We start from the raw sequence: 24,185 nt of genomic DNA, 5'->3' as shown, positions 1-24,185 counted from the left end.
ATTCAGCCTCATTCACCCGATCGGATCACCACACGACCCGAAATCCTGCGCGGCATGCGGTCCTTTAATCGACATGTCGTAGTTCAGATCCTCAAAATCCACGACAAAGGTCACGACGTCCTTGTCCATGATGTGCAGAAAGGTCAGCGAGTTCAGACCGGCAATGATCGTGGCCTCTCCGCGGATGTCATCAGTGACGATAAATCCCTTATCCGTGGTTCCGGACCTCGCCAATGTCACCGCGCCGCCAGTATTGTCCGATACGCAATTAACAACGAAATCCGCCCCGTCCAGAGGGTCGCTTGTTGCGGCTAGCGCCATTGCTGGCAAAGCCGCGCTCAATATCACTACTGCACAGATTTTCATGATGTACCTCCCATTAGTCAGCGCCCTCGAGCACAGGGCAAGATCATCATTTAGATCAATAACTTCAACGGGCTGCACGACGGTCCTCACTTTCAGTTGATCCCAGGTGAAAGGCTGTGTTCGCGTGTCAACGCCTCTTTGACACGGTTAAAACGCGTGCTTTCATGCAACCAATCGTGGCGAGAAGATGGCGTTTGCAGCTTTGCGCCACTGGTCGGATAAACAACCTCCAATAAAACGGTTTATTCCCGGATGGTTATCCCACTCCCCTAAGAATTGTTAAAATTAATCCCTTCAGAATTCCGCCCTGTCTCGGCTCAATTTCCGCCACGATCCGCCCCTAATCACGAACGCGCGAACAGCGGGAATCCTGATTGGATTCTCAAATATTTCGGGCAATTGCCCCCTTCAGGAGACATATTATGAAATATCTGGCTGCGCTTGCCGCCATCGTTCTGCCTGCGACCGCGCAGGCCGTGTCGCAAGCCCCCGCGCAAGGTGAATTTGTTTACGAGTGCCAGATTACCGAAACCTGCAACCCCGGTGGGTGCAATCCAATTGAACCAGCCCACCAGGTCGTGCTGAAACAGATCGAAGGGCAATCCAAGGGCTTGCTGCTGGCCGAGGGTCAAGAGCATGAAGTCCTTGTGATCCCCGGCCTCGGCGCGCAGGAATTTCTACAAATTCTAAGCAACGGAAGTGTGGGATACACGGTTGCATCAGAGACCGGCCACCTTGAAGTTCGCGCCTCTGGCGGGCAACAGCGCAACGAACGCGGGGTCTGTACGCTCAAAAATTGACCACATTTACTATCGCAAGAACAGCAAAGCTGAACCAGCGACGCGTCTGACGGACATGATCCTGTCAGGCGCGCCTTGATTGCCCGAAAGGAACGCTGCCATATGCAGTTTTTCTTCGGAATTCGACCGTCCATAACCGTTGAAATATTGTGTCTTTGCGCGCGGGTATGCCATAAGGCCGCACCCGGCGGAATGAGAAGGTGAGATGGACATACTGAACGCGCTTGTCGCGCTTGCGAATTTTGTGTTGGTGCCTGCAATTGCTTATGGCAGCCAGCTGGCACTGGGGGCGCTGGGGGTCACGCTGATCTACGGTATCCTGCGGTTTTCCAACTTTGCCCATGGCGACACGATGGCCTTTGGCGCGATGATCGCCGTTCTGGTCACCTGGGGGCTGCAGGCCGTTGGGGTCAGTTTTGGTCCGCTGCCGACCGCCCTTTTGGCCCTGCCCTTTGCCATATTGGGCTGTATCGTTCTGGTGCTGATCACCGACCGAATGGTCTATCGATTTTATCGCGAGCAAAAGGCCAAGCCGGTCATTCTGGTTATTGTGTCGATGGGCGTGATGTTCATCATGAACGGTCTGGTGCGGTTCATCATCGGCCCGGACGATCAGAGGTTTTCGGACGGTCAGCGGTTTGTGATCTCCGCACGTGAATTCAAGGCCATGACCGGGCTGAATGAGGGGCTGGCGATCAAGACATCTCAGGGCATTACCGTCATCGTTGCAGTTGTTGCCGTTGTGCTGTTGTTCTGGTTCCTCAACAAAACCCGCACTGGCAAATCGATGCGTGCGTATTCGGATAACGAAGATCTCGCCCTGCTGTCCGGTATCAACCCCGAGCGGGTGGTGATGATTACATGGATCATCGTGGCGGCGCTCGCGACCACGGCCGGGGTCCTGTACGGGCTGGACAAGAGCTTTAAACCTTTCGTTTATTTCCAGCTGCTTCTGCCGATTTTCGCCTCGGCCATCGTCGGCGGGTTAGGCAGCCCTGTGGGTGCCATTGCCGGCGGGTTCATCATCGCCTTTTCCGAAGTCACGATCACTTACGCCTGGAAAAAGGTGCTGACCTATCTTGCCCCGGAAAACCTGGAGCCGTCGGGATTGGTGCAATTCCTGTCCACCGATTACAAATTCGCCGTAAGTTTTGTCATTTTGCTGATCGTGCTTCTGTTCAAACCTACGGGTCTGTTTAAAGGGAAAGCGGTATGACCGAGCCTGTCAAAAATACGCTGCTTTTCGCTGTTGTTGGTGGCCTGATCCTGCTGACCGGATTCACGCAAAGCTGGAACGCCGCGATATTGATCCTGAACATGGGACTGATCTCGGCCATCATGGCGCTTGGGGTGAACCTGCAATGGGGTTTCGCCGGTTTGTTCAACGTCGGGGTCATGGGCTTTGTTGCGTTGGGCGGGCTTGCCGTTGTGCTGGTCTCGACCCCGACAACACCTGGCGCCTGGTCTGCCGGAGGTTTCGGTATTGTACTGGCCCTGCTGCTGGGCGCTGCAACCGTTGTGGCCACAGTTCTGGTGGCGCAGAAGATGCCCAAAGGTCGGGTTCGGACTTTGTCGATCATTGCCATTCTCATCATCGGCTTCTTTGTTTACCGCGCTGTTCTCGACCCCAACACCGCGGCGGTCGAGGCCATTGAACCGGCTGTTGCGGGCAACCTCGGCGGTCTGAATCTGCCTGTTCTGCTGGCCTGGCCCGCAGGTGGACTGCTGGCGGCTGGTGCAGCGTGGCTGATTGGTAAAACTGCTCTGGGCCTGCGCTCGGACTATCTGGCGATTGCAACGCTGGGGATTGCCGAGATCATCATCGCGATCTTGAAAAACGAGGACTGGTTGGCCCGGGGCGTCAAAAACGTCTACGGCATCCCGCGCCCTGCGCCGGTCGTTGGGTACGAGGTCGATCTGCAGAGTGACCCTGGCTTTGTCGCTCGCGCCGAATGGTTGGGGCTGGATACAGTCACGGCTTCGACGCTGGCGGTTAAACTGGGCTATTCGTTTCTGTTCCTGATCGTTCTGCTGGTCCTGCTCTGGATGGCGCAAAAGGCGCTGAACAGCCCGTGGGGCCGCATGATGCGCGCCATTCGTGACAACGAGGTCGCGGCCGAGGCGATGGGCAAGGACGTGACCCGCCGCCATTTGCAGATCTTTGTGCTGGGCTCGGCCATCTGCGGAATTGCAGGTGCTATGATGACAACGCTGGACGGCCAGTTGACCCCCAGCGCGTATCAGCCATTGCGGTTTACATTCCTGGTCTGGGTAATGGTGATCGTCGGTGGATCAGGTAACAATTTTGGTGCGGTACTGGGCGCGTTCGTGATCTGGTTCCTGTGGGTTCAGGTCGAACCTATCGGGCTGTGGCTGATGAACCTGATCACCGCTGGATTGCCTGATGGCAGCGCGCTTAAGGCACATCTGATCGAAAGCGCCGCGCATATGCGCCTGCTGACCATGGGGTTGATCCTACTGATTGTTCTCAGATTCAGTCCAAGGGGCTTGATCCCCGAGAAATAGATCACTTTCAGGGGAATATTCGGAACCGCGCCTCAAAATCGGCGCGGTTTCTTGATTCATGAACCGAACCTTAATAGACCGAATTATCGTTGGGCAGTTTCCGGACCTGCGCCAGATCGCCTTCACGGTTAATTAGTCAGTTGACGCTGATACTACAGGTCACCTCTCGAGAGTAAGAAGACGACACATGAAAACTTCGTTTATCCCAAAAATCCTAATGCTGACAGTTGTTGCCAGCCTGGCCGCATGTATCCCGTCACCCGAAGATCTGGAAACCGATCCAGTTCAGGTCCAGACCTCAAAGGGTGTGGTGACGTGCCAGTTGTACCGCCCGGATCGCGTCATCTGGGATCGTGCCATCGACTACCCCGCGACCAAGATGTCTGTGGCCGAGGCTGACGGCTACTGCCGGCAGGAAGGTCAGCGTCGTCTGAAGTAACCTAAATAGCGCCGCGCAACGAAACCGCTGTGCGGCGCCTTGGGCTTACCTAGCGCGGAACAACCCGCCCAGAATTCCACGAACAATGCGGCGCCCGGTTGTACCTTTTAGCTCTTTGATGACGGCCTCGCTCATTGCTGTAGCAAAGGTATCTTTCTGCCGTTTAACGCGAGAGGAAGATCGCCCGACCCGGCCACCGGAATAGCGCCTGGCCGTGGCGAACTCGCGTTCAGCAACAGATTGTGTCTCTTCTTGTTCTTCTGCTTTTGCAGCAGCCTGCGCGGCCTGATCGGCGCGTGCCTGCAGAATTTCAAAGGCCGATTTCCGATCCTTCAATGTACCATACTTGGCCTGCATCGGTGACGCTGTCATGATCGCCTGACGCTCGGACGCGGTGATTGGCCCAAGTTGTGTTCCCGGTGGACGGATCAGCGTCCGCTCAACAATACCTGGCACGCCCTTCTTTTGCAGCATCGACGTGACTGCCTCACCCACGCCAACCTCTCGGATTGCGGTTTCGGTGTCAAAGGCCGGGTTTTCGCGATAGGTTTCGGCCGCCAAACGCAGGTTCTTGCGATCCCGCGCGGTAAAGGCACGCAGCGCGTGCTGCACCCGGTTGCCGAGTTGCCCCAGAATATCTTCGGGAATATCCGCCGGGTTTTGAGAAATGAAATAGACGCCGACACCCTTGGAACGGATCAGCCGTGCGACCTGCTCTACTTTGTCTACCAAAACCTTGGGCGCATCTTCGAACAACAAATGGGCCTCATCAAAGAAGAACACCAACTTGGGTTTGTCGGGGTCGCCGACCTCGGGCAATTCCTCGAACAGCTCACTCAACAGCCACAACAGGAAAGTCGCATAGAGACGCGGCGACCCCATTAGCTTATCCGAGGCCAGGATGTTCACCATCCCCTGCCCGTTTGCATCAGTACGCATCAGATCGGCCAATTCCAGCGCGGGTTCACCGAACAAATTGGTTCCGCCCTGGTTTTCCAACACCAACAACCGCCGCTGGATTGCTCCAATCGAAGCAGTCGAGACATTACCATAGCGCAGGGATAACTGTGTGCGGTTCTCACCGATCCAGACCAGCAGGGCTTGCAGATCCTTGAGATCCAGCAGCGGCATCCCTTCTTCATCCGCCACTCGGAAAGCAATGTTCAAAATACCTTCCTGCGCCTCGCTCAGGTCCATGAGCCTAGACAACAGCAATGGCCCCATTTCTGTAACGGTCGTTCGAACAGGATGGCCTTGTTCGCCGAACAGATCCCAAAATGTTACCGGGCATGCGGCATAGGTATAATCCTGAAAGCCGATGCGCGCCGCGCGATCCTGAAACGCCTGGTGCAACTTGTGACTTTCACTGCCCGCCATTGCCAACCCGGACAAGTCGCCTTTGACATCGGATAGAAACACTGGGACGCCCGCAGCCGAGAACCCCTCGGCCAGGATTTGCAACGTCACCGTTTTGCCTGTGCCCGTCGCCCCTGCGATCAACCCGTGCCGGTTGGCATATTTGAGGGTCAGGTTTTGAGGCTGGCTGTAATCTTCACCCGCGCCGCCCAGAAAAATGTTTTTGTCCATGTAGGTAAGGCCTTAATTTCCACCGATCTGGACCCAGCATACAAAGTTAACCTTTGACTGCGATAGTCATTTTGCTGCCCTCGCTGTCAGAGGTCGGGTGCGGCAAACTTCCTCCCTGTCGACTGACCGCGCCTTCGGGCGCGGTTTTTTTAAAGCAATGCTGGTTCTTCCATTAAAATTTCAGGTTTTCAGTTGACGCATGCGACCGCCTTTCGTAACGTCTGCGCATAACTAAGTCGGCCAGTCCGACGGGGAGAAAAATTTATGAAAGGGAGCCGCTCCACCGGTTCCCTTTCTTTTTTGTTTCATCCTGGTTTCAAGCACTGGAAAGCGGCAAAAAGCTGACTACGGTCACCCATTTGTGCAGCTTAATGCCTGACACCATGATCCAAGGATGATAGACGGGTCAAAAAGCTCAATCACATTGCCGAGGCATTCATGATCAAGAACACTCTATCTCTCAGCCTTGTGGCCGCTGCGCTTTGGTGTGGTGCCGCTTATGCACAAGAAGCAACGCAGGATGCCGAGGCTCCGCAAACCCAAACCGGTGCTGACCTGGATCTTGGGGAATCCGGCCCGCGTATTGGCGAGCAGTACCTTAAGGAAGAGACCGGCGACTGGGCAGTCATGTGCATCAATACAGGAACTGACAGCGAACCTTGTGTCATGCGACAGATTCTGACCGGTCAGCAAGACCAGCCCATTGCGGAAATTACGATTGAAAAGCTGCCCGAAGAAGCTCCGGCCGTAGCTGCTGCGATCATCGTTGTGCCCCTCGAGGTGCTTTTGCAAGCTCAGATATCCTTGTCGATCGACGGAGCGCCGGGCAAACGATACAACTATCACCACTGCAACCCCGTTGGGTGCCTTGCGCAAGTGGGCTTTACCCAGCAAGACCTCGAAGCTTTGAAGAGTGGGACCAAAGGTACCTTGTCGATGGTTTCTGTTCTGGCACCTTCGCAGGCGCTGCAATTGGAAATATCTCTAGCAGGGTTCACTGCCGGGTTTGACCAGCTGGAAGTCATCAAAAACTAATACTAGTAAAACAGAAAACGCCGCCCAGTCCTTCGGGCGGCGTTTTGTCGTTTTGCTTCCGAAGCTTCAGACCCGTTTCAGAGCCAAAACCGCGTTCAACCCGCCAAAGGCAAACGCATTGCTAAGCGCAACATCCACCTTCGCGTCTCGCGCCTCATTTGGCACCACGTCCAAAGCACATTCGGGATCTGGATCTTCATAACCGATGGTTGGGGCGATCACCCCGTCGCGCAACGCCATGATACATGCCAGCAACTCGACCGCGCCAGTACCCCCAATCAAATGCCCGTGCATGGATTTCGTGGACGATATCATCAGGTCGTCTGCGTGCGGCCCGAACACACCGGCCACCGCCGCGCATTCGGTCTTGTCGTTCGCCGCTGTGCCCGTCCCATGCGCATTGATGTACCCGACTTGGTCCGCATTCAGGCGCGCATCGGTCAGCGCACCTGACATGGCACGTGCCGCGCCCTGCTTACTGGGCATCACGATGTCGGACGCATCCGAGGACATGGCAAAGCCGACAACCTCACACAGGATATCTGCCCCTCGTGCGCGCGCATGTTCGTATTCTTCAAAGACAAAAGCCCCGGCCCCTTCGCCCTGCACCATTCCATTTCGGTTGGCGCTGAACGGGCGGCAAGCGTCCTTGGACATCACGCGCAGGCCTTCCCAGGCTTTGACGCCGCCAAAACACAACATGGATTCTGATCCACCCGTGATCATTGCAGGTGCGGCGCCGCTGCGGACCATCTGAAACGCCAATGCCATCGCGTGATTGGATGAGGCGCAAGCGGTTGAAACCGTAAAACTTGGCCCCTTCAGGTTATGTTCCATAGACACGTGGCTGGCCGCCGCGTTGTTCATCAGTTTGGGCACCACAAATGGATGCACACGGTTTTTACCGTCCTCGTAGACGGAACGGTAATTATCGTCCCAAGTGGACACGCCGCCACCGGCGGTGCCAAGAACGACACCGGACCGAGCAGCAAGATCTCCGTGAAACTCGATCCCGGATTGGTCAATCGCCTCTTTCGCGGCGGTCAGCGTGAATTGCGTAAAGCGATCGTAAAGGCTCATCTGCTGGCGATTAAACCGCCCTTCGGCCTCGAACCCGCGCACTTGGCCGCCGATTTTGATGGAAAGCCGCTCAACATCGCGGAATTCAAGTTGCGAGATACCACAACGCCCTTCGCGCATAGCTTCAAGCGTATCAGGGACAGAGTGACCCAGCGAATTAATCGTCCCGGCCCCGGAAATAACAACGCGTTTCATAATTTCAGGTCAGACCTTTTCCGACACAAGCTTTTCGATCCCGGCAATGATCGCTGCCACATTTGAGATATCGAAATCGCTGGCTTGTGGTTCATTCGCGTTGAACGGGACCGAGATATCGAACTCTTCTTCGATGGCGAAAATGCTCTCGACCAGACCCAGGCTGTCGATACCCAGATCTTCAAGTGTACTTTCGGGCGTGACGTCCGAAGGCTCCAGCACGGCCTGCTCAGCAATGATTGCGATGACGCGGTCGGTGATGCTCATGTCGGTCCTCTGATTTTCCCGTTGCGGATGATTTAATCACTCGGGGGCTGTTTGAAAACAGCCTTTTTCAACGCCTCGACGTCACGCGCCATGCGGGGCAAACGACGTTGTGCTTTGTAGATGTCGGTATGGGTTTCCATTTTGATGGCCGGATATCCCATTAGTACCCGACCCGCAGGAACGTTGGACAGGATTTTAGTGCCGCCCGCCGCTATCACGCCGTCACCGATAAAGATGTTGTCGACCACGCCGGTCTGGCCACCCAGTACCACGTTATTGCCAATCTCGACCGAGCCGGAAACGCCAGCCTGACCACAAATTAGACAATCCTGCCCAACCCGTGTGTTGTGCCCCACATGCACAAGATTGTCCAACTTGGACCCGTTTCCGATGCAGGTATTCCGGATCGTTCCGTTGTCGACGGTACAATTGGCGCCGACCTCAACGTCATCCCCGATCTCAACTGCACCCAGCGAGTGAATGCGAAGCCAGCTTTGCGCCCGCGCATCACCTTTGTCGCCCATTGTTTTGCGGACATTCTCAACATCCGAAACCTCGGGGGTAACAAAGCTGAACCCGTCGCTCCCGATCCGTGCGCCGGGTTGGGCAATGAAACGATCACCGATCTGCGCCCTGGACCCGATGCTAACCATCTCACGCAACATGGCGTTTTCGCCCAGAACCGTATCCATGCCAATCACGCAATGCGGGCCGATAACTGCGCCTTTGCCAATACGAACCCGCGCACCGATGACGGCCAAGGGGCCGATGGCTGCGTCTTTGGGGATTTCCGCGGTCGGGTCGATCACGGCCGAAGGGTGAATACCCGGCGCTACGCCCTGCCCGCGATCCAACATTGTGGTGATCCCGGCCATCGCCATACGCGGACGGGGCACAAAGATGGCCGCCTCCAACCCTAGCGCTTGCCAATCCGCACCTTCCCACAACACGGCTGTCCGTGCCGAGCTGCCGCTCAGCGCCTCGGCATATTTCGGAGACATCGCCATCGCCAGATCAGTCGCCGCTGCATCACCCGGCTCAGCCGCGCGTTCAACGATCAGGCCAGTATCGCCCTGGCAGTCTGCCCCAAGAGCGTCGGCGATTTGCTGGATGGTATAGTGCATATCGGGCTTCCCGGTTTAAGGATCTGCCCCGCTGATTACCCCTGAACGTCCGGCAGGGCCACCCCTGCTTTCTGCAAGGCCTCCCAGATTTTCCGATCACGCTCATAGACATCCCGGCGATACTGAACCTCACCCTTGGGGCCGACATAAGCCGTGCGGTAGATCAGGTGAACCGGAACATGCTGTTCCAATTGCACCGTGGTTTCCTTACCCGTGGCCAGAACACGCTGAAAAAACGCCTTTGGGTTTTCTTCCTGCTTGGCCAACAACGCATAGGCGAAATCAAACGGATCTGCCAGGCGGATACACCCGTGCGAGAACGCCCGCACCTCACGCGCGAACAGACTTTTCTGAGGCGTATCATGCAGATAGATGTTGTACTTGTTGGGGAACATGAACTTCACCAGCCCCAGCGCATTGCTTTTGCTGGGCGGTTGGCGCATCGCAAACGGAAAGTTCCGCGCGTTGAACTGAGTGAAATCCACCGCGCCGCGATTGACCTGCCGACCGCTGCGGTCGGTGATCTGGATATGGCCAACGGCGTTGGGATTTGATTGCAGTTGGGGCAGGTATTCCTTGGTGATGATCGAGCGCGGCACATACCAACTGGGGTTGATGACCATATGCTCCATCTTGTCCGAGAACTCGGGGCTGCGTCGGTCATGTGTGTTCTTGCCGATCACCGCGCGCGTTTCGAACGTGACCAACCCGTCATCGACGATCTTGGCCGAGAAATCAGCCTGATTTACCAAAATGTGCCGCTCACCCCGTTCGCGCGGCAACCAGCGCTCGCGCTCCAATGCGACATAGACAGCCTTTAGACGGTCGGAGGCACTGCGGTTCAACTCAGAAATCGTGCCCTGACCGGCCACACCGTCCGGCGCAAGACCATGATCTGTCTGGAACGCCTGAACGGCACCCAACAAAGCCGCATCAAACTCCGGGCTGGCGGTAGGACGCAAATACCCCATGGAAACCAAACGATTGCGCAGTTTTATTACATTGGGTCCGGTGTCGCCATATTCCAACTTAGCAACAGGAACCGTCGCGCCCCAACCGCCTTGATGGATGAGGTCCTGCAGCACCAACTTCTGTTTCATCAAGGCCCGGTACTGGGTTGTTTGCGGGGCCAATTGATCGAAATACGAGCCATTTTCCCCTGCGATCAACCCCTGCAAGTGCTCCTTTGTCGAAGCCCTTTGAACCTTGCGCACTAACCCATCATCAATCTGGGATGGGCGCAGCGCGCCCGACTGGAGATTGCGCGCGTATTCAGCGAAAGCGCGGGTCAGACTGACCTCAACAGCGCCCAGATCGCGCGTCGTACGGGCCTCTTGCATCTGTTCCACAAGGGACTGGACGCTGTCCGAACCCTGCGGCAATCCATGCATATCGGTCGATGACAAGGCCTGGATCAGCCGTGCGCGGCGCGCCGAATGCAGCGGCGTTTCGCCAACCCAAACCGGGGCAAAACCATTCTCGCGGTAAAACTCGGCGATTCCTGACCCCGAGGGCGCAAATTCGGCAACAGCCATCTGAAACGCCGTCGCTGGCCGGGTGTCTGCATTCACTACGGACGCCGAAGCCAGAAAACATGCGGTGAAAATAATACCAGAACGGGTCCGAATACCTGAGAACATTGGATGGCCTTGATTATTCATTATTTTACGCAGCAGAAATGCGCGCGGATCAAATATGGTTACGCCTTGGGCGCGTTGTCTATTCACAAACGTATCAACCTGGCGCATCTTTCGGTGCGTGATGCGTCTTTGCATCGCCCGGCGGAAATGCGCCGCCAAATGTCTCAATATTATACATATTCGCATCACCTGCGCAAAAAACTGCCGAAATTTCCCCCTTGAATTGATGAATCCGAAAGACTTCTTGGCGGACAAAACCGACTGTGTCATAAATCCCGCATCTGGGATGGGAAAAAATTAATATCGCGCGCGTAACATCGTGTGCAGGCAGGAACAGTACGGGACGAAACTGAAATGACGATGAGCAGTACATCGGGCTTGACCCGGCGTGCCCTTCTGGGCGCATTTGCAGCTACGGCAGTTGTGGCCGCACCGACCTATTCCAATGCAGCAGGTTTCCTTCGAGGCGGCGGCGATATCCGACGTATTCGTATGTATTCCGGTCGCACCGGCGAACGGATTGATATGATATATTGGGTCGATGGAAAATACATCAAGGACGCTGTCAAAGAAGTGAACCACTTCATGCGTGACTGGCGGACTGATCAAAGCAAAGACATGGATCTGCGCACGATCGACATCATGGCTGCATCGCATAACCTTCTGGACGTAAATGAGCCCTATATGCTGCTGTCCGGCTATCGTTCTCCGCAAACCAACGCGATGCTTCGGTCTCGTTCTCGTCGGGTTGCCAAGAACTCATTGCACATGAAAGGCCAAGCGGCTGACCTGCGCCTGTCGTCGCGTTCAGTGTCGCAAATGGCCAAGGCTGCAATGTCCTGCCGCGCTGGTGGAGTGGGCAAGTACTCCCGCTCGAATTTCGTCCATATGGACTGCGGTGAGGTCCGTAGCTGGGGCGGTTAACACTTCCAAAATCTTAAAAAACAACGAGCGCCTCTGGGCGCTCTTTGTTTTTAAGTAACCTAGAATTACTCCTTATGAAAAGAACAGTTCAACCTCGATGAACTGCGTTCCATCGACCAGATATTGTCGCTTACCGGACTGTATCAGAACCAGTCATCATAGCGTCAAATTAAGGGACGCAGTCTCCAATATAAGACACTCAGAATAACTGCTAATGCGAGGTGGTATGGCGCCCCCAAACGAACAAACTTCGAACCGGATCTTGGAGGAACTCGCAGACTGGTCAAAGGTAGTAAATCAGATGATCTGCACCCCCTAGAATCCGCGTTCATTGGCTAACTCTGTGTTGTCACTTACCACAAGGAAAGGATAGTGACTCCTTGCATACCTGATTACATGTCAGCCCATTTAACTATGACTTTCCCCTTTCGCTTGGGTATGTCCTTGCGGTCGACAAGTTTGTGAGACAGGTCAAAGTCTTCGTTAATACGAACCACCAGCAGTTTGCTGAAGTTCCCATCCATGTTGACGACGACCTCGTCTCTATTCTTGAATGGTGTAATCGTCTTTACCTCAACGAAATCATTGCCCATGCGGCCGTCTGACCCCTGTGCGTAGTTCCTATGAAGTTCAAGGCCGTAGGTAATGGCGCCATAAAGCTCACCGATGTCACCGTAGACCTGAAGATGGCTGCCGGTGGCATCATAATACGCGGCAGCAGCATCCAATAGTTGCTCGAAAATAGGCACGAGTGAGAGCCGGGCGTTCGGATACCTTGCTCGCCATTCCTTGCACTGAATCTGCCAGTTGATCTCATCCCAGCTAATCCACTCACCGTCGCCGAGCCAAATTGCGTTGTGGGGACCAAGTTCATTTGGTGTAGTCAAGTTGTAGCTTCCGTTCGATCAAGTATTCGTTGTTAGCAATGCCTTGATACTGCTTGGCAATTGCAAGGAAAAGCAATCTCATCAAGCCATTTTTCCAGCAAAGACTGTTGCAGCGGGAACTTGGCTTATCCCTGAAACTGACCCTTTCTGAACTCTCTAAAAAATACAAAGGTTTGAAATGACCGACCAGACAATAAAGGTGGATTCGATGACAAAAACAGCGATTGAACAATATGAACACATCCAGTTCCGGATTCCGAAGGCGAAGCTGGATGTGTTTAATGCGATGGTCTACGAGCGCTATGGCATGAAGCACGGCGGCAAGACTAAGATGTTTCTCGATCTGATTGCGGAACATCAGACGTCGCAGAGGATCGCGCTGTTGAAAGCCGAGATCGCACGGTTGGAACAAGGCAAGCATGGGAAGCATGCGCTCTAGGAGAAAACCCCACGACCGAGCCAAAATTCCCTGAGGTCATGCGCGACGAGAAGCAGTTGCAAATCCGGCACAAAGAAACGCGACTTTCCTGTAGTAATAGATACTACAACTTGCAGTTGACACTCCAAGCAAAGACCATTTTGTCCAGCGAAGTGCTGCCGGAACCCAATCGGAGCTGACCCCCTACCGGCGGAATTCCAGGAGGACGCGGCATGTCCGAAACCGAAGCCACCATCAATGTGGTCGACTACGACGATATTAAAACAAGCGTTGAACACGAATTGGGTGAGACCCCACTGGGTTGGTCAGGGATCGTGACCGAGCTTTTTGAGCAGATCAAAGCACGCAGTGACGAGATTGGGATCGACTATCCAAAGATTCTCCAGATCAAAGAAAAATTCGGCGAGCTCCGGATCTACTTCAGCAAGGCATCTGAGGATGAACGCATCCGCAGCTGGGTCGCAGCTACTATCAATAGGGCAAACCAGAGCTGCGAGCGATGCGGGAACGCGGCACGCCCACAGATTTTAGAGAGCTGGATCATGACGTTATGCTGTTGGTGTGCACATGAAGAAGCTGCCAGACGGTTCAACGAGCACAAACGCCGCTATTTCCGCCGAACGGACGCAGCCGAGCACCTTACCTGTGCTGTTTGCGGTTATGTTGGACATATTGACCGTTCCGATGACAGGCGGAGGTGCCCCTGCTGCGTGAAAAAAGACTGGTGAGATCTGGGCGGGTTCCACGCCGATCATGAAACCCGTCGCACTACGTTCGATAAAACAAGAACCACTCTCCAGCGGTGTCAGCGAAGACGCGAATACATAAACCCCGGTTGCGCCGACCGAGAAACAGAACGTTCGGGCGCTCTTCATTAGATCAGAATCACCGACCGATTCTCACCTTGAGTGGCGAAATATACGTGCCTGATACGGTCGGGAGGCAGCAATTCACACAACCCATGATAGAAAGTTCCCGGAACTACGCGGTAAACCACGATGTATTGCTCACTTCATCTTGACACGACGGCCCGCGCTGGTTCAGCTTCACCGCATGACCAACACACGCATCCACTGCCAGCGAATATCGACCTGAGGTCGATAGCCCACGCGAAACACGCGGGAGGCAGCATTGGTATGCGGGCGGGGCTTATACCCCTGTGATAGCTCCAGATCAGAGTGCACGAGTCGGTTCGATTCCGACGCCTCCTACCATTCTTTGGAGGCATTCCATGTCACAAGACCCCAAAACAAATGAAGATCTGAGAAGACGCCTGAAGCTCTACGCCAACGACGAGCTTCTATCTGAAGTCAAAACGCGCATCGAGACTGGTGAGCTGAAAGAAACGCTTCTGTTCCATGGCGATACAGGTCGCATGTACTCAGACGATGGGAAGGAAGATAAGCGCCTTCTTCCTCCAGATGCCATTCTGCGGTTGGTATTCCCTTTTCACGAATTCGACCCAGACAGTATCAGGCATCAAAACGTCGCTGAATGCCTGTTCGACTTACCGGACGAACACTTCTCCGCTCTCAAATCGACGGTGGCGGCAGAGACAGAAAAAGGCCTGCATCGTCTCATTGCTGCGCTGGAGGAAATCGCTTCAGCGCAAGAGTCCGAGCCCCCTGGAACCGGGGATCTGACGGATGACTGACACCTTCGACTACGATGACATCCGCGGCTCCGTTGAGAAGCATCTGGGAAAAGACAATCTGGGCTGGGTTCGGATTGTCACTGAGTGTTTTGAAGCGATCAAGAAGCACTGCGATCAGCGAGAGGAAAGCTATCTCACGGTCGGACAGATCAAGCAAAAATTCGGCTCGCTTCGGATCTACCTAGACGGCGTGCAGGAAGACACATTCATTCAACTGCGGTTGCAGCAAGCCGTGCAGGAAGCAGAGATGTCTTGCGAGCGGTGCGGCAACGCCTCCACAACTCAAGTCATTGCTGCCTGGCATGTCAACCTGTGCTGCTGGCACGCGCACGAGGCGGCCAGTGAACGGATGGAGACCTTTCCCACAGTGCGTTTGAATACGCGTGCCAAGCGAGATGTGCTTCAATGCCGAAGCTGCGGCTATATCGGCCAAATTGCCTGGGGCGCATCGGGTCACCGCTGCCCTTCCTGTGTCGCGAAAGGTTGGTAGCCCGATGAGTGAAACAACCTGGGAAGAAGATGAAATCTTTGCGCTGGCTGGCTTCTGCCATGACGAGGCAGACATCCTCCGCCTTGTTTTAAGCGCTCTCAACTCCCGTGCATCCTGGGAAATCGTGAAGCAAATGATTTTGGAAAGAGCCAGTTCTGAAGACCTCCTCAAGGTGATCAAACAACGATCAGAAGAAACCGCAAGATTTAGCGATGATCCTGACAACTGGCGGCAGACGGAAATTAACCGTTTGAGGGAAATCGATCCTGCTCTGGCAGTCTTCGCCCAAGACACGGTGGAACAGATGCCGAGCCTGAAGCGCTGGAAAGAGGTCATGGGCCTCATTTCGGAACGTCACACTGCCGATATGAGCATGGAAGCTTCTCGTGCAGAGGGTGAGAAGACCACTGCTGCCCGATATCTTCTGGACAAAGTGGACTTTGAGTAACTGCCGCGCACCCTCCGAAACGAGATGCCGGAACATATCAAGCAACTCACAACCTGGAGCAATCAGTTCGCCCGACTGGCCTCACTTGATGAGTTGAACGAGCTTCGTGCAGTTTCCCAAAGGTTCCCTCATTGCAACTTCGTCATCGAGGGGATGGTCCACGATATCGAGTGTCGATGGAGCATCGGATCTGACATCCTTCATATCCAACCCACCCTACTGGTTGGCGAGCCCGGCGTCGGCAAAACAGCTTTTGCAAAGACAGCCTGTAAAGCTCTCGGCCTTTATGTGCAAAGCGCAAACGTCGGCGGCAAATCGGAGAACCATTTGTTTGGTCTTTCGGTAGGTTGGAGTAGCGCGCATGCAGGGATCGTGACGGAGGCCGTGGCAACGGCACGCCTCCTTAACCCAATGATCATCCTCGACGAAATCGACAAGACGCACGCGAGCCGCAACGGAGATATCACCGGCGAACTTCTTGCGTTGCTCGAGCCCTCTGAGGCCAGGAGATATCGAGAGAAATATCTGGCGGTTGACGTGGATGCCTCACATGTGAGCTGGATTTTGACCGCAAATCACTTGAGTGGCGTACCCGCCCCTCTTCTCAGCCGTTGCACAATCTATGAAATCCCGCCCCCGACCCAAGAACAACTGCCTGCGATCATTCAAAGCCTGGTGAGCGAATTCGCTGCTGAGTTTGGGTTGAGGCCTGAGTTCTTTCGGCTGGATCTCGGCGATGTTGAAGCTTTGGTGAGTACCTATGGACGGCACCGATCAGTGCGGGTTTTGAGACGGCTGGTGCGCGGCCTTCTGCATCAAAAGACCAAAACCCACTCGTGGAACTAGGACGGATCCACGAGGACCCAAGCATGCAGACACCACAAAATAGGAAAGGCGAAAATGCTAAGAGTTGTTGTTTACGTAAATCGTACCCCAATCGCGGAAGCCCGTGCAGGAAACATGTCCGGGCTTGCGGATATCTCCGACTACAAAGTCAGAGTATTCGAAGACGAAGCCCCGCATCTCGATATCCTGGTCAAGAATGTCACCGGCTGGATCAAGGGTCACGCGCGCCGCAGCAGCGTTTGGTATCTGGTTCGAAAAATCGCCGAGTTGGCTGTTCGGGAGAATGGCAACGTCTGAAAATGAGCGGGATGTGTCGCCAGATGACGCCCATCAAAACGAACAATGAGGAGTATCAGAGCCGATCTCCCGCCCTTCAACACCGTTGCAAATCACTTGCGCTGGAGGACGAGGTTGTTTGCAGAATTAGAGCCTCTCCTGAAGAAGCGCTCGCACGCCCGAGAACTGGCTTTCTTAGGGCGACGAAGTATTATGCAAAGTGAGCCAATTACCCGAAAGCGTCAGATACAGAGGGGAATGGGAATGTCAGAAGAAAGGCCCAATGAAACTACCGAAGAATTCGAGAAACGCTGCGAGGTAGACGCCATCACGGTGGCCTTTCTCCTCGTCAAAGCAGCTCAGTTCGCGTCAGAGGATGGGCTAGCGCGAAAAAGCATGAGCGCGGATGAGTGGAACAAACTCGCCCCAAAGCAGGTCTAAAAAGGGTCAGTGCCGGCGATTTCTGAAATGGTGCGATAGACCGCTCGCAGCCGAGGCTGTGTGAAAACTCTGACAGTCTGGCGAAATACGCCGAAAACACCTTCTATGTGCATTCTCTCGCACTTCTGAGAGAGCTTTTGCTCAGGCGCTCAAAACGAGCGCGACGAGAGAGCTCGTGGGCCGGAGTTTTCACACAGCCTCAGCCCAAAGCAGACATTGAACTCAAGACTTTGCAATTCCGGCTTAGCGCAAAAAGCAGACATTGCAAACTTTGGCGGACGAGCCAATTAAGACACTCAACATCTTTGTCGGATATTGCGGTTGCGGCCCGCTCATCCACAACAGCAATCACCTAACTGAATTGGCGGGCACGGGACAGTTGCGTAGGAACAAAAAACACAGCAATCGCCTTCTAACGGTTTCAAGACTGCCTTGCATGACTTGCATTCATAAAACCACTGGCACGATTCAGTTGGCATTTTCTCGGTTTCAACGTGCCCACACCGAGGGCAGGTCAAAATGCTATTCAGCACCACAGTTTGTTTTGTCATTGTCTCACATCTGCATGATTAGATAATCGTTGATTTGAGCCTCATTGAACACGATGACCCATGCCAACGCGGTAGTCGCCGTGCTTCCGACAAGCCACCATTTCAGATTTGCCAACGTCCCGTTTCGATGCGCTACGAACAACGAAACCGCGACCAGCGCTGTTGAGATGGCGAGAACATAGTAGCTTGCTGCCGCTATTTTTCCGAATATCGCCAACCAACTGCCACCCAAGCCGAGCAACATCATGGCCATTGGAAGAACACAGCATGTCGCGACCCCCAGAGCTGAAACCGATCCCAAGTAGCTGAGGCTCAAATATTTCTTCATCTTTTGCTCCCGAGGTACTCTATTTGATTGTGTTGAGGCACCGGCATTCAGAGCGTATAACTCCTGTAGTAACTACAGGATCAAGTGGAGGCACTTCACATGATTGCGATTGGTGAGGCTTCCCGGCAAAGCGGGGTCGGCATAGAAACTATCCGCTACTACGAACGCGAAGGTATCGTACCAGGACCCGCACGAGCTCTGAACAATCGTCGCCTCTATTCAGCAAACGATGTGGGAAGACTTCGATTTTTGAAGAAGTGCCGCGACCTGGGGTTTCCTCTATCTGACGCAAAGGTGCTTTTAGAGCTGTCAGAAGGAAGTGCTGAAGATTGCCGGTCAGTGAAAGAATTGGCCGAGGCACACATTGCCAGCGTTCGAAGCAAGATTGATGAGCTCAGACAACTGGAGCACGCCTTGAGTGAGCTTACGGCCAATTGTGATAGCGGTAACGTTCACTGCCCGATGCTGCAAAGACTGAGAACGATGGATGATATCTGACTCCGGCCACTGGGCAGAAGCTCAGTATCCGAGATTTAGCCAGATCACGTCAGACCAAGGTCCGTGGTGCGATAACAGATTGTAGTTCATAGTCGATTTCACGATGAGAGCCAAAGTAACTGACCTGACGATTGGAAATTGGTCGTTGTCGCGAGTCTTTCTTGCGGCCAGCATTTTCGTGATGGGTACTGCTACCGCAATCGTCGGGGTCTGGGTGTCTAATCGAATCCAGAACGCAGTCGTGCAAAACTCCGCCAACTCCGCGGCGCTGTATATGGAAAGCGTAGTATCCCCGCTCAGCCAGGAATTGGCACATGGCTACCGCCTTTCCGAGCAGGCGAGCCTAGCGCTGGACGAGATTTTCATGAGCCAGCCAATGCGTGACCGCATTGTTTCCTACAAATTCTGGAAGCAAGGCGGCGTGATTGCACATGCCTCGGATACAGACATCATAGGAAACCGTTTCAATCCAACGGATGATCTGAAACGAGCATGGGGTGGAAATATCTCCGGCTCTTTTGAAGAGCTTGATCATGCCGAAAGCGCTGCCGAGGCAGCACTGGGGATACCACTACTTGAAGTTTACAGCCCTATCCGCGAACTCTGGTCCGGCGAAATCATCGCGGTCGCGGAGTTCTACGAAAGAGCTGACCAGCTGGAGTTAGACTTAGCCAAGGCCAGGCGAACGAGTTGGTTGGTCGTCGGTTCCGCATTTCTTGCAAGTACGATTGTCTTGTATTCCATCGTCGCAATTGGCGACAAAACAATTCGACGACAGGGGACTCTTCTTAAACAGCGCTTGACAGAAAGTGAAAGGATGGCTGAGCAGAATGCCCTGCTGCGGTCGCGTGTGGTCGAGGCGTCAGAAAGATATGCCACGCAAACAGATCGGTTCCTCAAGAAACTCGGTGCCGAGCTGCATGATGGTCCTGCACAATACCTGTCGCTCGCTGCCCTTAGACTGGAGGCGGCGTTTTCCAAAGAGTCCGAAAGGCCTAAAGAGGCAGAGGGAATTCAGCAGTCTTTGCAAAAATCTCTGGTTGAAATTCGTGCAATATCGCGAGGGCTGTCCGCCCCGGACATCGACAACCTGGCGCTTGCCGATGTTGTGAAGAGAGCCGTAGAGGATCACGCCGAACACAGCCCGTTGCGACCGGATATTTCATTCCTGGGTAGCCAGGCCCCAAGGTTGTCATTGTCCGACAAGCTGTGCGTTTTTCGTTTCCTTCAGGAGACGCTTTCCAATGCCGCGAGATATGCTCCAGCTTCCAAGTGCACTGTTATTTCTGAGGCGCAGAACGACCGCATAGTTGTAAAGGTCAAAGACGACGGACCTGGATTTGACAGGTCAGAAGAAGCCGCGTTGCGAGACGATGGTGGCCAGGGGCTTATGGGCTTGCGAGATCGGGTCGAGAGTATTGGCGGCAGGTTCGAAGTCGCATCGAGACCGGGTGAGGGCACGACCATTTCTATGACACTCTTTCCCAGAAAGTTAGGCACATCATGACTACATCTGTCGTAATAGCTGATGATCACCCGATATTCAGGGATGGCTTGCAACGCACGCTGGATGAAGCTGATGGTTTTGAAGTTTTGGCTGCTGGGTCCAGCGCGGAAGATGCAGTATCGCTGGTCGTCACGCATCAGCCGGACATAGCCATTCTTGACCTCTCGATGCCCGGTGGCGGGATAAGCGCAACACGTGAAATTGCGGCAATGGCAAATCCGCCCATCATTGCAATCTTAACGGTCTCAGAGAACAGCAGCGATGTCGCGGACGCCTTGGAGGCGGGCGCGATTGGGTACATTGTAAAGGGCGTAACCGCGAGCGAATTGACCGCTTCCTTACACAGCATCGCCGCAGGTGAAGGGTTCGTTTCTCCGGGCTTGGCCTCGCGGGTATTGCTTCAAATCAACGCTGACACTGGCATGTCTATCAACAGCAGCATTCTCGATGATCTTACGCATCGTGAGGAAGAAATACTTCGACGCGTGGCCAAGGGACTGAGCAATCGTGAAATCGCTGATGAGTTAGACCTTCAGGAAAAGACCGTGAAGCACTACATGACGGCAATCCTGTCCAAGCTTCATGCGCGAAATCGGGTAGAGGCCGCGCTCATTGCGCATGATGTTTGGAACAAGGGAGATTAACTGCGGTCCCTTTGAAGACGATGACGGCCCCTCACTCAAAGAAGCCGCCAACGGATTATCGACTGGAGTTGCTGTTCAGTTGGCAACCGACTGCAACCTCCTGCGATCAGAGGCCGTTGCGTTTCTTTCAACAACAGTTCGGTTGTACGGGTCTTTCAACTCGTAGCGCCCAAACTCGATCTCCTCTTTCCAACCATTGGCATAGTTCACTTCGATGTTGTTGCCCTGGCGTTCGATTTTCGTGGGCCGACTTCCAGCAGCGCCGCTTTGCCCTGAAGAGCGCACGTTGCCGATTGAGATGCCATTTGCCAAAGACCGGAGCCTTGAGACGTCAGCACCAGTCGCGGGGCGCTCCTCAACAGTTCGGTTCTGAGCATTCTTTCTTTCATACCGCCCGTTTTCGATCTCCTCCTTGGTTCCGTCGGCGTAACGCACTTCAATGCCGTTAGCGTTTGTTTCGATCTTTGTTATCCCAGCCGAGCCCGACGGCTTGCCCCCTGTTTGAGACCGATCCTTCTTTCCGCTGCCTTTGTTGGAGCGTTTGGAGGCATCATCATCATCATCATCATCGTCATCGTCGTCGCGACCACTTTTTCCTGATCCCGAATTGTCGTCACGATCATCATCTCGGTCGTCGTCGCGATCATCGTCCCTATCGTCATCACGATCATCGTCCCGGTCACCACCACGGCCGCTATTACCTGACCCCGAGTTGTCGTCGCGGTCATCATCTCTGTCGTCGTTACGATCATCATCCCGATCATCGTCGCGACCATCCCCGTCTTTCCCCTTGCCGCTCTTGGCAAAGGCATAGGACGGTTCAAAATGTAGGCGACCATCGGCATCAAACGCTGGCACATAAGGCGTAGCCGCAATCAACGAAGCCAACGCTGCTGTACTAAGAAGTTGACCCAGCTTTCTTTGAATTTTCATGTTCGCCTCCATTTCTAAGCGTCACGCTTCGTGACGTTGGAGACAGGTTACTTCTGGTTCGGCTTTCCCACATCGGGCTTAGGTCTGACGAATTTCAAGCCGAACGTCTTAGTCAGATCAGTCAAACCAATAGAGTTTTTGCTGAGCCATTTGACCAGTTTAGTGGGAATTAACCCCGTCACCCTTCAACTCGTCATCAGGTTCGAGGTGAATGACAAAGACGGAACCCGGATACAAACGATCCAATTCTTCCTCGATGTCATTGCATATATCATGCGCCGCGCTGACTGGCATTGTGCCGTCCACAACAAGATGAAACTCCACGAAGATGACATTCGCGGATCTGCGCCCTTTGAGGTCGTGGTACTCTAAGGCTGCGCCGAGATTTGCTTCGATTGCGTTAGAAATAGCCCGCAAGTCATGGTCTGAAAGGCTCACATCCATCAGGCCATCGATGGATGCCCGAATAACTTTCCATCCCTCCCACAAGATGTTCAGTGCAACAAGAATTGCCAGAATCGGGTCGAGGATCAGCCAGCCGGTGACAAGTGCAAGTATCAGACCTGCTATGACACCAACTGAAGTCATGACATCCGTAAAAATGTGCCGGGCGCTTGCCTCCAATGCAGGCGAACCCTCGCGCCGGCCGATTTTGAGCAATAGGTAGGCCCATGCGCCATTCACACCTGTTGCAATGACATTGACGGCAATTCCAAGCAGCGGCGCATCCTCAAGATGCGGGTTAGGGAGCGCCAGCACAGCTTCTCTGATGATCAGGAAAGCTGCCAGCACAATCAGTACGCCCTCGGCGACGGCGGAAAGATACTCAGCTTTTTTGTGACCAAATGGGTGGTTTTCGTCAGGAGGCTTGTTTGCAACGCGAACTGCGAAATACGCCAGCAGCGCCGCAACGACGTTCACGGTTGATTCCATTGCGTCTGACAACAACGCCACCGAGCCCGTCAGCCACCAGGCCAGCAGTTTCAGAGCCAGTACCGCAATGGAAATCGGAATGGACCAAAGAGCAAATTTTTGTGTCATTCGGTCACGAGCCTCAGTCAATCGTTACAAGAGATCCTAGGAACAGATGAGCTATCGTGCTTAACACGTAAGACAGGATTAGGATAAAGATGAACAGGGCCGTAGGGTCGGTCATGCTCGACCGGCTGTCGTGAATGGCGCTGGCACCACAGCGTCATACATCTGTTACTCGGATGGACCCGATTGTTACATACGGCTAGCATCAGTGATCACACAGCACGAAGAGAGACACACATGTCGAAGTTCACCAAACGAAAAACTGCCCACGGGGTTGTTGCACTCCTAATCTGCTGTATCGCGGCGACCGCACAGGCGCAATCGGCAGGCGAGGAGATGTCGTTCTTCATCACTAGTGTGGGCAAGGGCGACGGTGCCAACTTAGGTGGCCTCGAAGGCGCCGATGCTCATTGCAATGCGCTTGCCTCCGCGACCGGTTCTTCCAAGACTTTCGCGGCCTATCTGAGCACCTCAATGTCCATTGATCGCAGCACCGACCCGATGACAATCACCAATGGCATTTCTGCACGCGACCGGATCGGATCAGGCCCCTGGTACAATGCCAATGGAGAGCTCATCGCCAACAATGTTGAAGAACTGCACCGCGACAGCGTGAACATTAGTCTACAGACAGCGCTCGACGAAAACGGTAACCCCGTCAATGGGCGTGGTAGCCAGCCGAACAAACATGACATTCTGACCGGCTCCGATTCCGCAGGTTACTTCTCTACGGCAGGCGGTGACACAACATGCAGTAACTGGACTTCGAACAGCGAGGATGGATCTGCGATTGTCGGGCATCATGACCGTATCGGTCTCAACGATGCCCGAAACATGGTGTCCTGGAACTCATCGCACGGCTCGCGCGGTTGCGGAGAGGAACATCTGCCACGTTCAGGCGGGGCAGGTCTGTTTTATTGCTTCGCAACGGACTAATCGGGCAGCATTGGTACGCGTGACGCCCGCATTGAACCTGACATTACCAAGTCAGTCTGGGGGATCGCGTTTTGGAAGCGGTTTTTGGGCGGAAATAGTCTAAATGCCGCTTCGTTGCGAGTTTACTAAATTGCAATGCTTGGGTGAGAAGGTTCAGTTTGGGCTGCTTCAAGTCACTTATGTGCAAGTCAGAGAAAGGCGCATCCGAGGAGGATACTGGACATTGCATTGTTTGGCCGGTTCCCGAAAGTCGACATTGCCGTGGGCGACACTGAACCCAAAGGTA

General features: G+C 54.2%; 30 protein-coding genes and 1 tRNA gene. 20 read left to right on the top strand and 11 right to left on the bottom strand.

Annotated features, from left to right (window positions below):
- Positions 1-12 precede the first annotated feature (12 nt).
- Positions 13-366: a hypothetical protein gene (locus ACR0AJ_RS00315; RefSeq protein ID WP_170348732.1), complete on the bottom strand. Its 354-nt coding sequence runs from the start codon at positions 364-366 to the stop codon at positions 13-15.
- Positions 367-788: 422 nt separating this feature from the next.
- Between ACR0AJ_RS00315 and ACR0AJ_RS00310 the strand changes: the two genes are divergently transcribed.
- The 4 genes from ACR0AJ_RS00310 to ACR0AJ_RS00295 all read left to right on the top strand — a co-directional run bounded on the left by ACR0AJ_RS00310 (position 789) and on the right by ACR0AJ_RS00295 (position 4,131).
- Complete coding sequence (locus tag ACR0AJ_RS00310; RefSeq protein WP_170348733.1) at positions 789-1,166, top strand: hypothetical protein; 378 nt, start codon at positions 789-791, stop codon at positions 1,164-1,166.
- Positions 1,167-1,371: 205 nt separating this feature from the next.
- Entirely contained in the window at positions 1,372-2,382 is a 1,011-nt protein-coding gene (locus ACR0AJ_RS00305) for a branched-chain amino acid ABC transporter permease (RefSeq protein ID WP_170348734.1), read from the top strand.
- On the top strand, positions 2,379-3,692 hold the full coding sequence (locus ACR0AJ_RS00300) for a branched-chain amino acid ABC transporter permease (protein ID WP_170348735.1): 1,314 nt from the start codon (positions 2,379-2,381) through the stop codon (positions 3,690-3,692). The genes ACR0AJ_RS00305 and ACR0AJ_RS00300 overlap by 4 nt, the downstream gene beginning before the upstream one ends.
- A 187-nt stretch (positions 3,693-3,879) precedes the next feature.
- Positions 3,880-4,131: a hypothetical protein gene (locus tag ACR0AJ_RS00295; protein ID WP_170348736.1), complete on the top strand. Its 252-nt coding sequence runs from the start codon at positions 3,880-3,882 to the stop codon at positions 4,129-4,131.
- Positions 4,132-4,176: 45 nt separating this feature from the next.
- Here ACR0AJ_RS00295 and ACR0AJ_RS00290 read toward each other — a convergent pair whose 3' ends face one another.
- Positions 4,177-5,718: a helicase HerA-like domain-containing protein gene (locus ACR0AJ_RS00290; protein ID WP_170348737.1), complete on the bottom strand. Its 1,542-nt coding sequence runs from the start codon at positions 5,716-5,718 to the stop codon at positions 4,177-4,179.
- Between the two features lie 438 nt (positions 5,719-6,156).
- Here ACR0AJ_RS00290 and ACR0AJ_RS00285 point away from each other — a divergent pair, with 438 nt between their 5' ends.
- A complete protein-coding gene (locus ACR0AJ_RS00285; RefSeq protein ID WP_480646672.1) occupies positions 6,157-6,753 on the top strand; it encodes an invasion associated locus B family protein in 597 nt (198 codons plus the stop codon).
- Between the two features lie 66 nt (positions 6,754-6,819).
- Here ACR0AJ_RS00285 and ACR0AJ_RS00280 read toward each other — a convergent pair whose 3' ends face one another.
- Genes ACR0AJ_RS00280 through ACR0AJ_RS00265 form a run of 4 tightly spaced genes read right to left on the bottom strand, consistent with a single transcriptional unit; the run spans position 6,820 to position 11,059 of the window.
- Positions 6,820-8,028 (bottom strand): beta-ketoacyl-[acyl-carrier-protein] synthase family protein, encoded by a 1,209-nt coding sequence (locus tag ACR0AJ_RS00280; RefSeq protein ID WP_170375382.1) that lies wholly within the window; start codon positions 8,026-8,028, stop codon positions 6,820-6,822.
- 9 nt (positions 8,029-8,037) lie between these two features.
- A complete protein-coding gene (locus ACR0AJ_RS00275; RefSeq protein ID WP_170348740.1) occupies positions 8,038-8,295 on the bottom strand; it encodes an acyl carrier protein in 258 nt (85 codons plus the stop codon).
- Between the two features lie 32 nt (positions 8,296-8,327).
- Complete coding sequence (gene lpxD / locus ACR0AJ_RS00270; protein WP_480646674.1) at positions 8,328-9,419, bottom strand: UDP-3-O-(3-hydroxymyristoyl)glucosamine N-acyltransferase; 1,092 nt, start codon at positions 9,417-9,419, stop codon at positions 8,328-8,330.
- A gap of 35 nt (positions 9,420-9,454) precedes the next feature.
- On the bottom strand, positions 9,455-11,059 hold the full coding sequence (locus ACR0AJ_RS00265) for a L,D-transpeptidase family protein (protein ID WP_170348742.1): 1,605 nt from the start codon (positions 11,057-11,059) through the stop codon (positions 9,455-9,457).
- Between the two features lie 3 nt (positions 11,060-11,062).
- Between ACR0AJ_RS00265 and ACR0AJ_RS00260 the strand changes: the two genes are divergently transcribed.
- Positions 11,063-11,281 (top strand): hypothetical protein, encoded by a 219-nt coding sequence (locus tag ACR0AJ_RS00260; protein ID WP_170348743.1) that lies wholly within the window; start codon positions 11,063-11,065, stop codon positions 11,279-11,281.
- A 132-nt stretch (positions 11,282-11,413) separates the two neighbouring features.
- The gene (gene mepK / locus ACR0AJ_RS00255) at positions 11,414-11,983 is read left to right on the top strand and encodes a peptidoglycan L,D-endopeptidase MepK (protein WP_170348744.1); all 570 of its coding nucleotides are present in this window, start codon (positions 11,414-11,416) and stop codon (positions 11,981-11,983) included.
- Between the two features lie 392 nt (positions 11,984-12,375).
- On the opposite strand, the gene ACR0AJ_RS00250 is transcribed toward mepK, so the two are convergent.
- A complete protein-coding gene (locus tag ACR0AJ_RS00250) occupies positions 12,376-12,870 on the bottom strand; it encodes a hypothetical protein (protein WP_170351295.1) in 495 nt (164 codons plus the stop codon).
- 178 nt (positions 12,871-13,048) lie between these two features.
- On the opposite strand from ACR0AJ_RS00250, the gene ACR0AJ_RS00245 reads away from it, so the two are divergent.
- The 9 genes from ACR0AJ_RS00245 to ACR0AJ_RS00205 all read left to right on the top strand — a co-directional run bounded on the left by ACR0AJ_RS00245 (position 13,049) and on the right by ACR0AJ_RS00205 (position 17,464).
- Positions 13,049-13,309 (top strand): hypothetical protein, encoded by a 261-nt coding sequence (locus ACR0AJ_RS00245; RefSeq protein WP_480641185.1) that lies wholly within the window; start codon positions 13,049-13,051, stop codon positions 13,307-13,309.
- Between the two features lie 212 nt (positions 13,310-13,521).
- Complete coding sequence (locus ACR0AJ_RS00240; protein WP_170533628.1) at positions 13,522-14,037, top strand: hypothetical protein; 516 nt, start codon at positions 13,522-13,524, stop codon at positions 14,035-14,037.
- A 392-nt stretch (positions 14,038-14,429) separates the two neighbouring features.
- Positions 14,430-14,523 (top strand) — tRNA-Ile (locus ACR0AJ_RS00235).
- A 17-nt stretch (positions 14,524-14,540) separates the two neighbouring features.
- Positions 14,541-14,963 (top strand): hypothetical protein, encoded by a 423-nt coding sequence (locus ACR0AJ_RS00230; protein ID WP_170351298.1) that lies wholly within the window; start codon positions 14,541-14,543, stop codon positions 14,961-14,963.
- Positions 14,956-15,453 (top strand): hypothetical protein, encoded by a 498-nt coding sequence (locus tag ACR0AJ_RS00225; protein WP_170351299.1) that lies wholly within the window; start codon positions 14,956-14,958, stop codon positions 15,451-15,453. The genes ACR0AJ_RS00230 and ACR0AJ_RS00225 overlap by 8 nt, the downstream gene beginning before the upstream one ends.
- A 4-nt stretch (positions 15,454-15,457) precedes the next feature.
- Positions 15,458-15,901: a hypothetical protein gene (locus ACR0AJ_RS00220; protein ID WP_170351300.1), complete on the top strand. Its 444-nt coding sequence runs from the start codon at positions 15,458-15,460 to the stop codon at positions 15,899-15,901.
- Positions 15,902-15,925: 24 nt separating this feature from the next.
- Positions 15,926-16,747, top strand: a complete 822-nt coding sequence (locus ACR0AJ_RS00215; protein ID WP_170351301.1) for an AAA family ATPase — start codon at positions 15,926-15,928, stop codon at positions 16,745-16,747.
- A gap of 54 nt (positions 16,748-16,801) precedes the next feature.
- Complete coding sequence (locus ACR0AJ_RS00210; protein WP_170351302.1) at positions 16,802-17,044, top strand: hypothetical protein; 243 nt, start codon at positions 16,802-16,804, stop codon at positions 17,042-17,044.
- Between the two features lie 243 nt (positions 17,045-17,287).
- Complete coding sequence (locus ACR0AJ_RS00205; protein WP_170351303.1) at positions 17,288-17,464, top strand: hypothetical protein; 177 nt, start codon at positions 17,288-17,290, stop codon at positions 17,462-17,464.
- Between the two features lie 332 nt (positions 17,465-17,796).
- Here the strand turns inward: ACR0AJ_RS00205 and ACR0AJ_RS00200 are convergent, their stop codons facing one another.
- Complete coding sequence (locus tag ACR0AJ_RS00200) at positions 17,797-18,015, bottom strand: GDCCVxC domain-containing (seleno)protein (RefSeq protein ID WP_226689765.1); 219 nt, start codon at positions 18,013-18,015, stop codon at positions 17,797-17,799.
- Positions 18,016-18,019: 4 nt separating this feature from the next.
- Positions 18,020-18,343: a hypothetical protein gene (locus ACR0AJ_RS00195; RefSeq protein WP_170351304.1), complete on the bottom strand. Its 324-nt coding sequence runs from the start codon at positions 18,341-18,343 to the stop codon at positions 18,020-18,022.
- Positions 18,344-18,442: 99 nt separating this feature from the next.
- Between ACR0AJ_RS00195 and ACR0AJ_RS00190 the strand changes: the two genes are divergently transcribed.
- The 3 genes from ACR0AJ_RS00190 (at position 18,443) to ACR0AJ_RS00180 (ending at position 20,992) form a co-directional block, all read left to right on the top strand.
- A complete protein-coding gene (locus tag ACR0AJ_RS00190) occupies positions 18,443-18,841 on the top strand; it encodes a MerR family transcriptional regulator (protein WP_170351305.1) in 399 nt (132 codons plus the stop codon).
- 103 nt (positions 18,842-18,944) lie between these two features.
- Positions 18,945-20,348, top strand: a complete 1,404-nt coding sequence (locus tag ACR0AJ_RS00185; RefSeq protein WP_170351306.1) for a sensor histidine kinase — start codon at positions 18,945-18,947, stop codon at positions 20,346-20,348.
- Positions 20,345-20,992, top strand: coding sequence for a response regulator (locus tag ACR0AJ_RS00180; RefSeq protein WP_170351307.1), 648 nt, complete (start codon positions 20,345-20,347; stop codon positions 20,990-20,992). Before ACR0AJ_RS00185 ends, ACR0AJ_RS00180 begins: the two co-directional genes overlap by 4 nt.
- A 75-nt stretch (positions 20,993-21,067) precedes the next feature.
- Here the strand turns inward: ACR0AJ_RS00180 and ACR0AJ_RS00175 are convergent, their stop codons facing one another.
- Together ACR0AJ_RS00175 and ACR0AJ_RS00170 are read right to left on the bottom strand one after the other, a co-directional pair.
- The gene (locus ACR0AJ_RS00175) at positions 21,068-21,925 is read right to left on the bottom strand and encodes a hypothetical protein (RefSeq protein ID WP_174820553.1); all 858 of its coding nucleotides are present in this window, start codon (positions 21,923-21,925) and stop codon (positions 21,068-21,070) included.
- A gap of 159 nt (positions 21,926-22,084) precedes the next feature.
- Positions 22,085-22,966 carry a cation diffusion facilitator family transporter gene (locus ACR0AJ_RS00170; RefSeq protein WP_170351308.1) on the bottom strand — a complete coding sequence of 294 codons (882 nt, stop codon included), beginning with the start codon at positions 22,964-22,966 and terminating at the stop codon, positions 22,085-22,087.
- A gap of 234 nt (positions 22,967-23,200) precedes the next feature.
- Between ACR0AJ_RS00170 and ACR0AJ_RS00165 the strand changes: the two genes are divergently transcribed.
- Complete coding sequence (locus ACR0AJ_RS00165) at positions 23,201-23,899, top strand: hypothetical protein (protein ID WP_170351309.1); 699 nt, start codon at positions 23,201-23,203, stop codon at positions 23,897-23,899.
- The last annotated feature ends 286 nt before the right edge of the window (positions 23,900-24,185 follow it).

This window comes from Ruegeria sp. CJ9, from assembly GCF_056536625.1.
The sequence above is the reverse complement of the archived record's forward strand: the minus strand, read 5'-3'. Positions and strand labels throughout refer to the sequence as shown.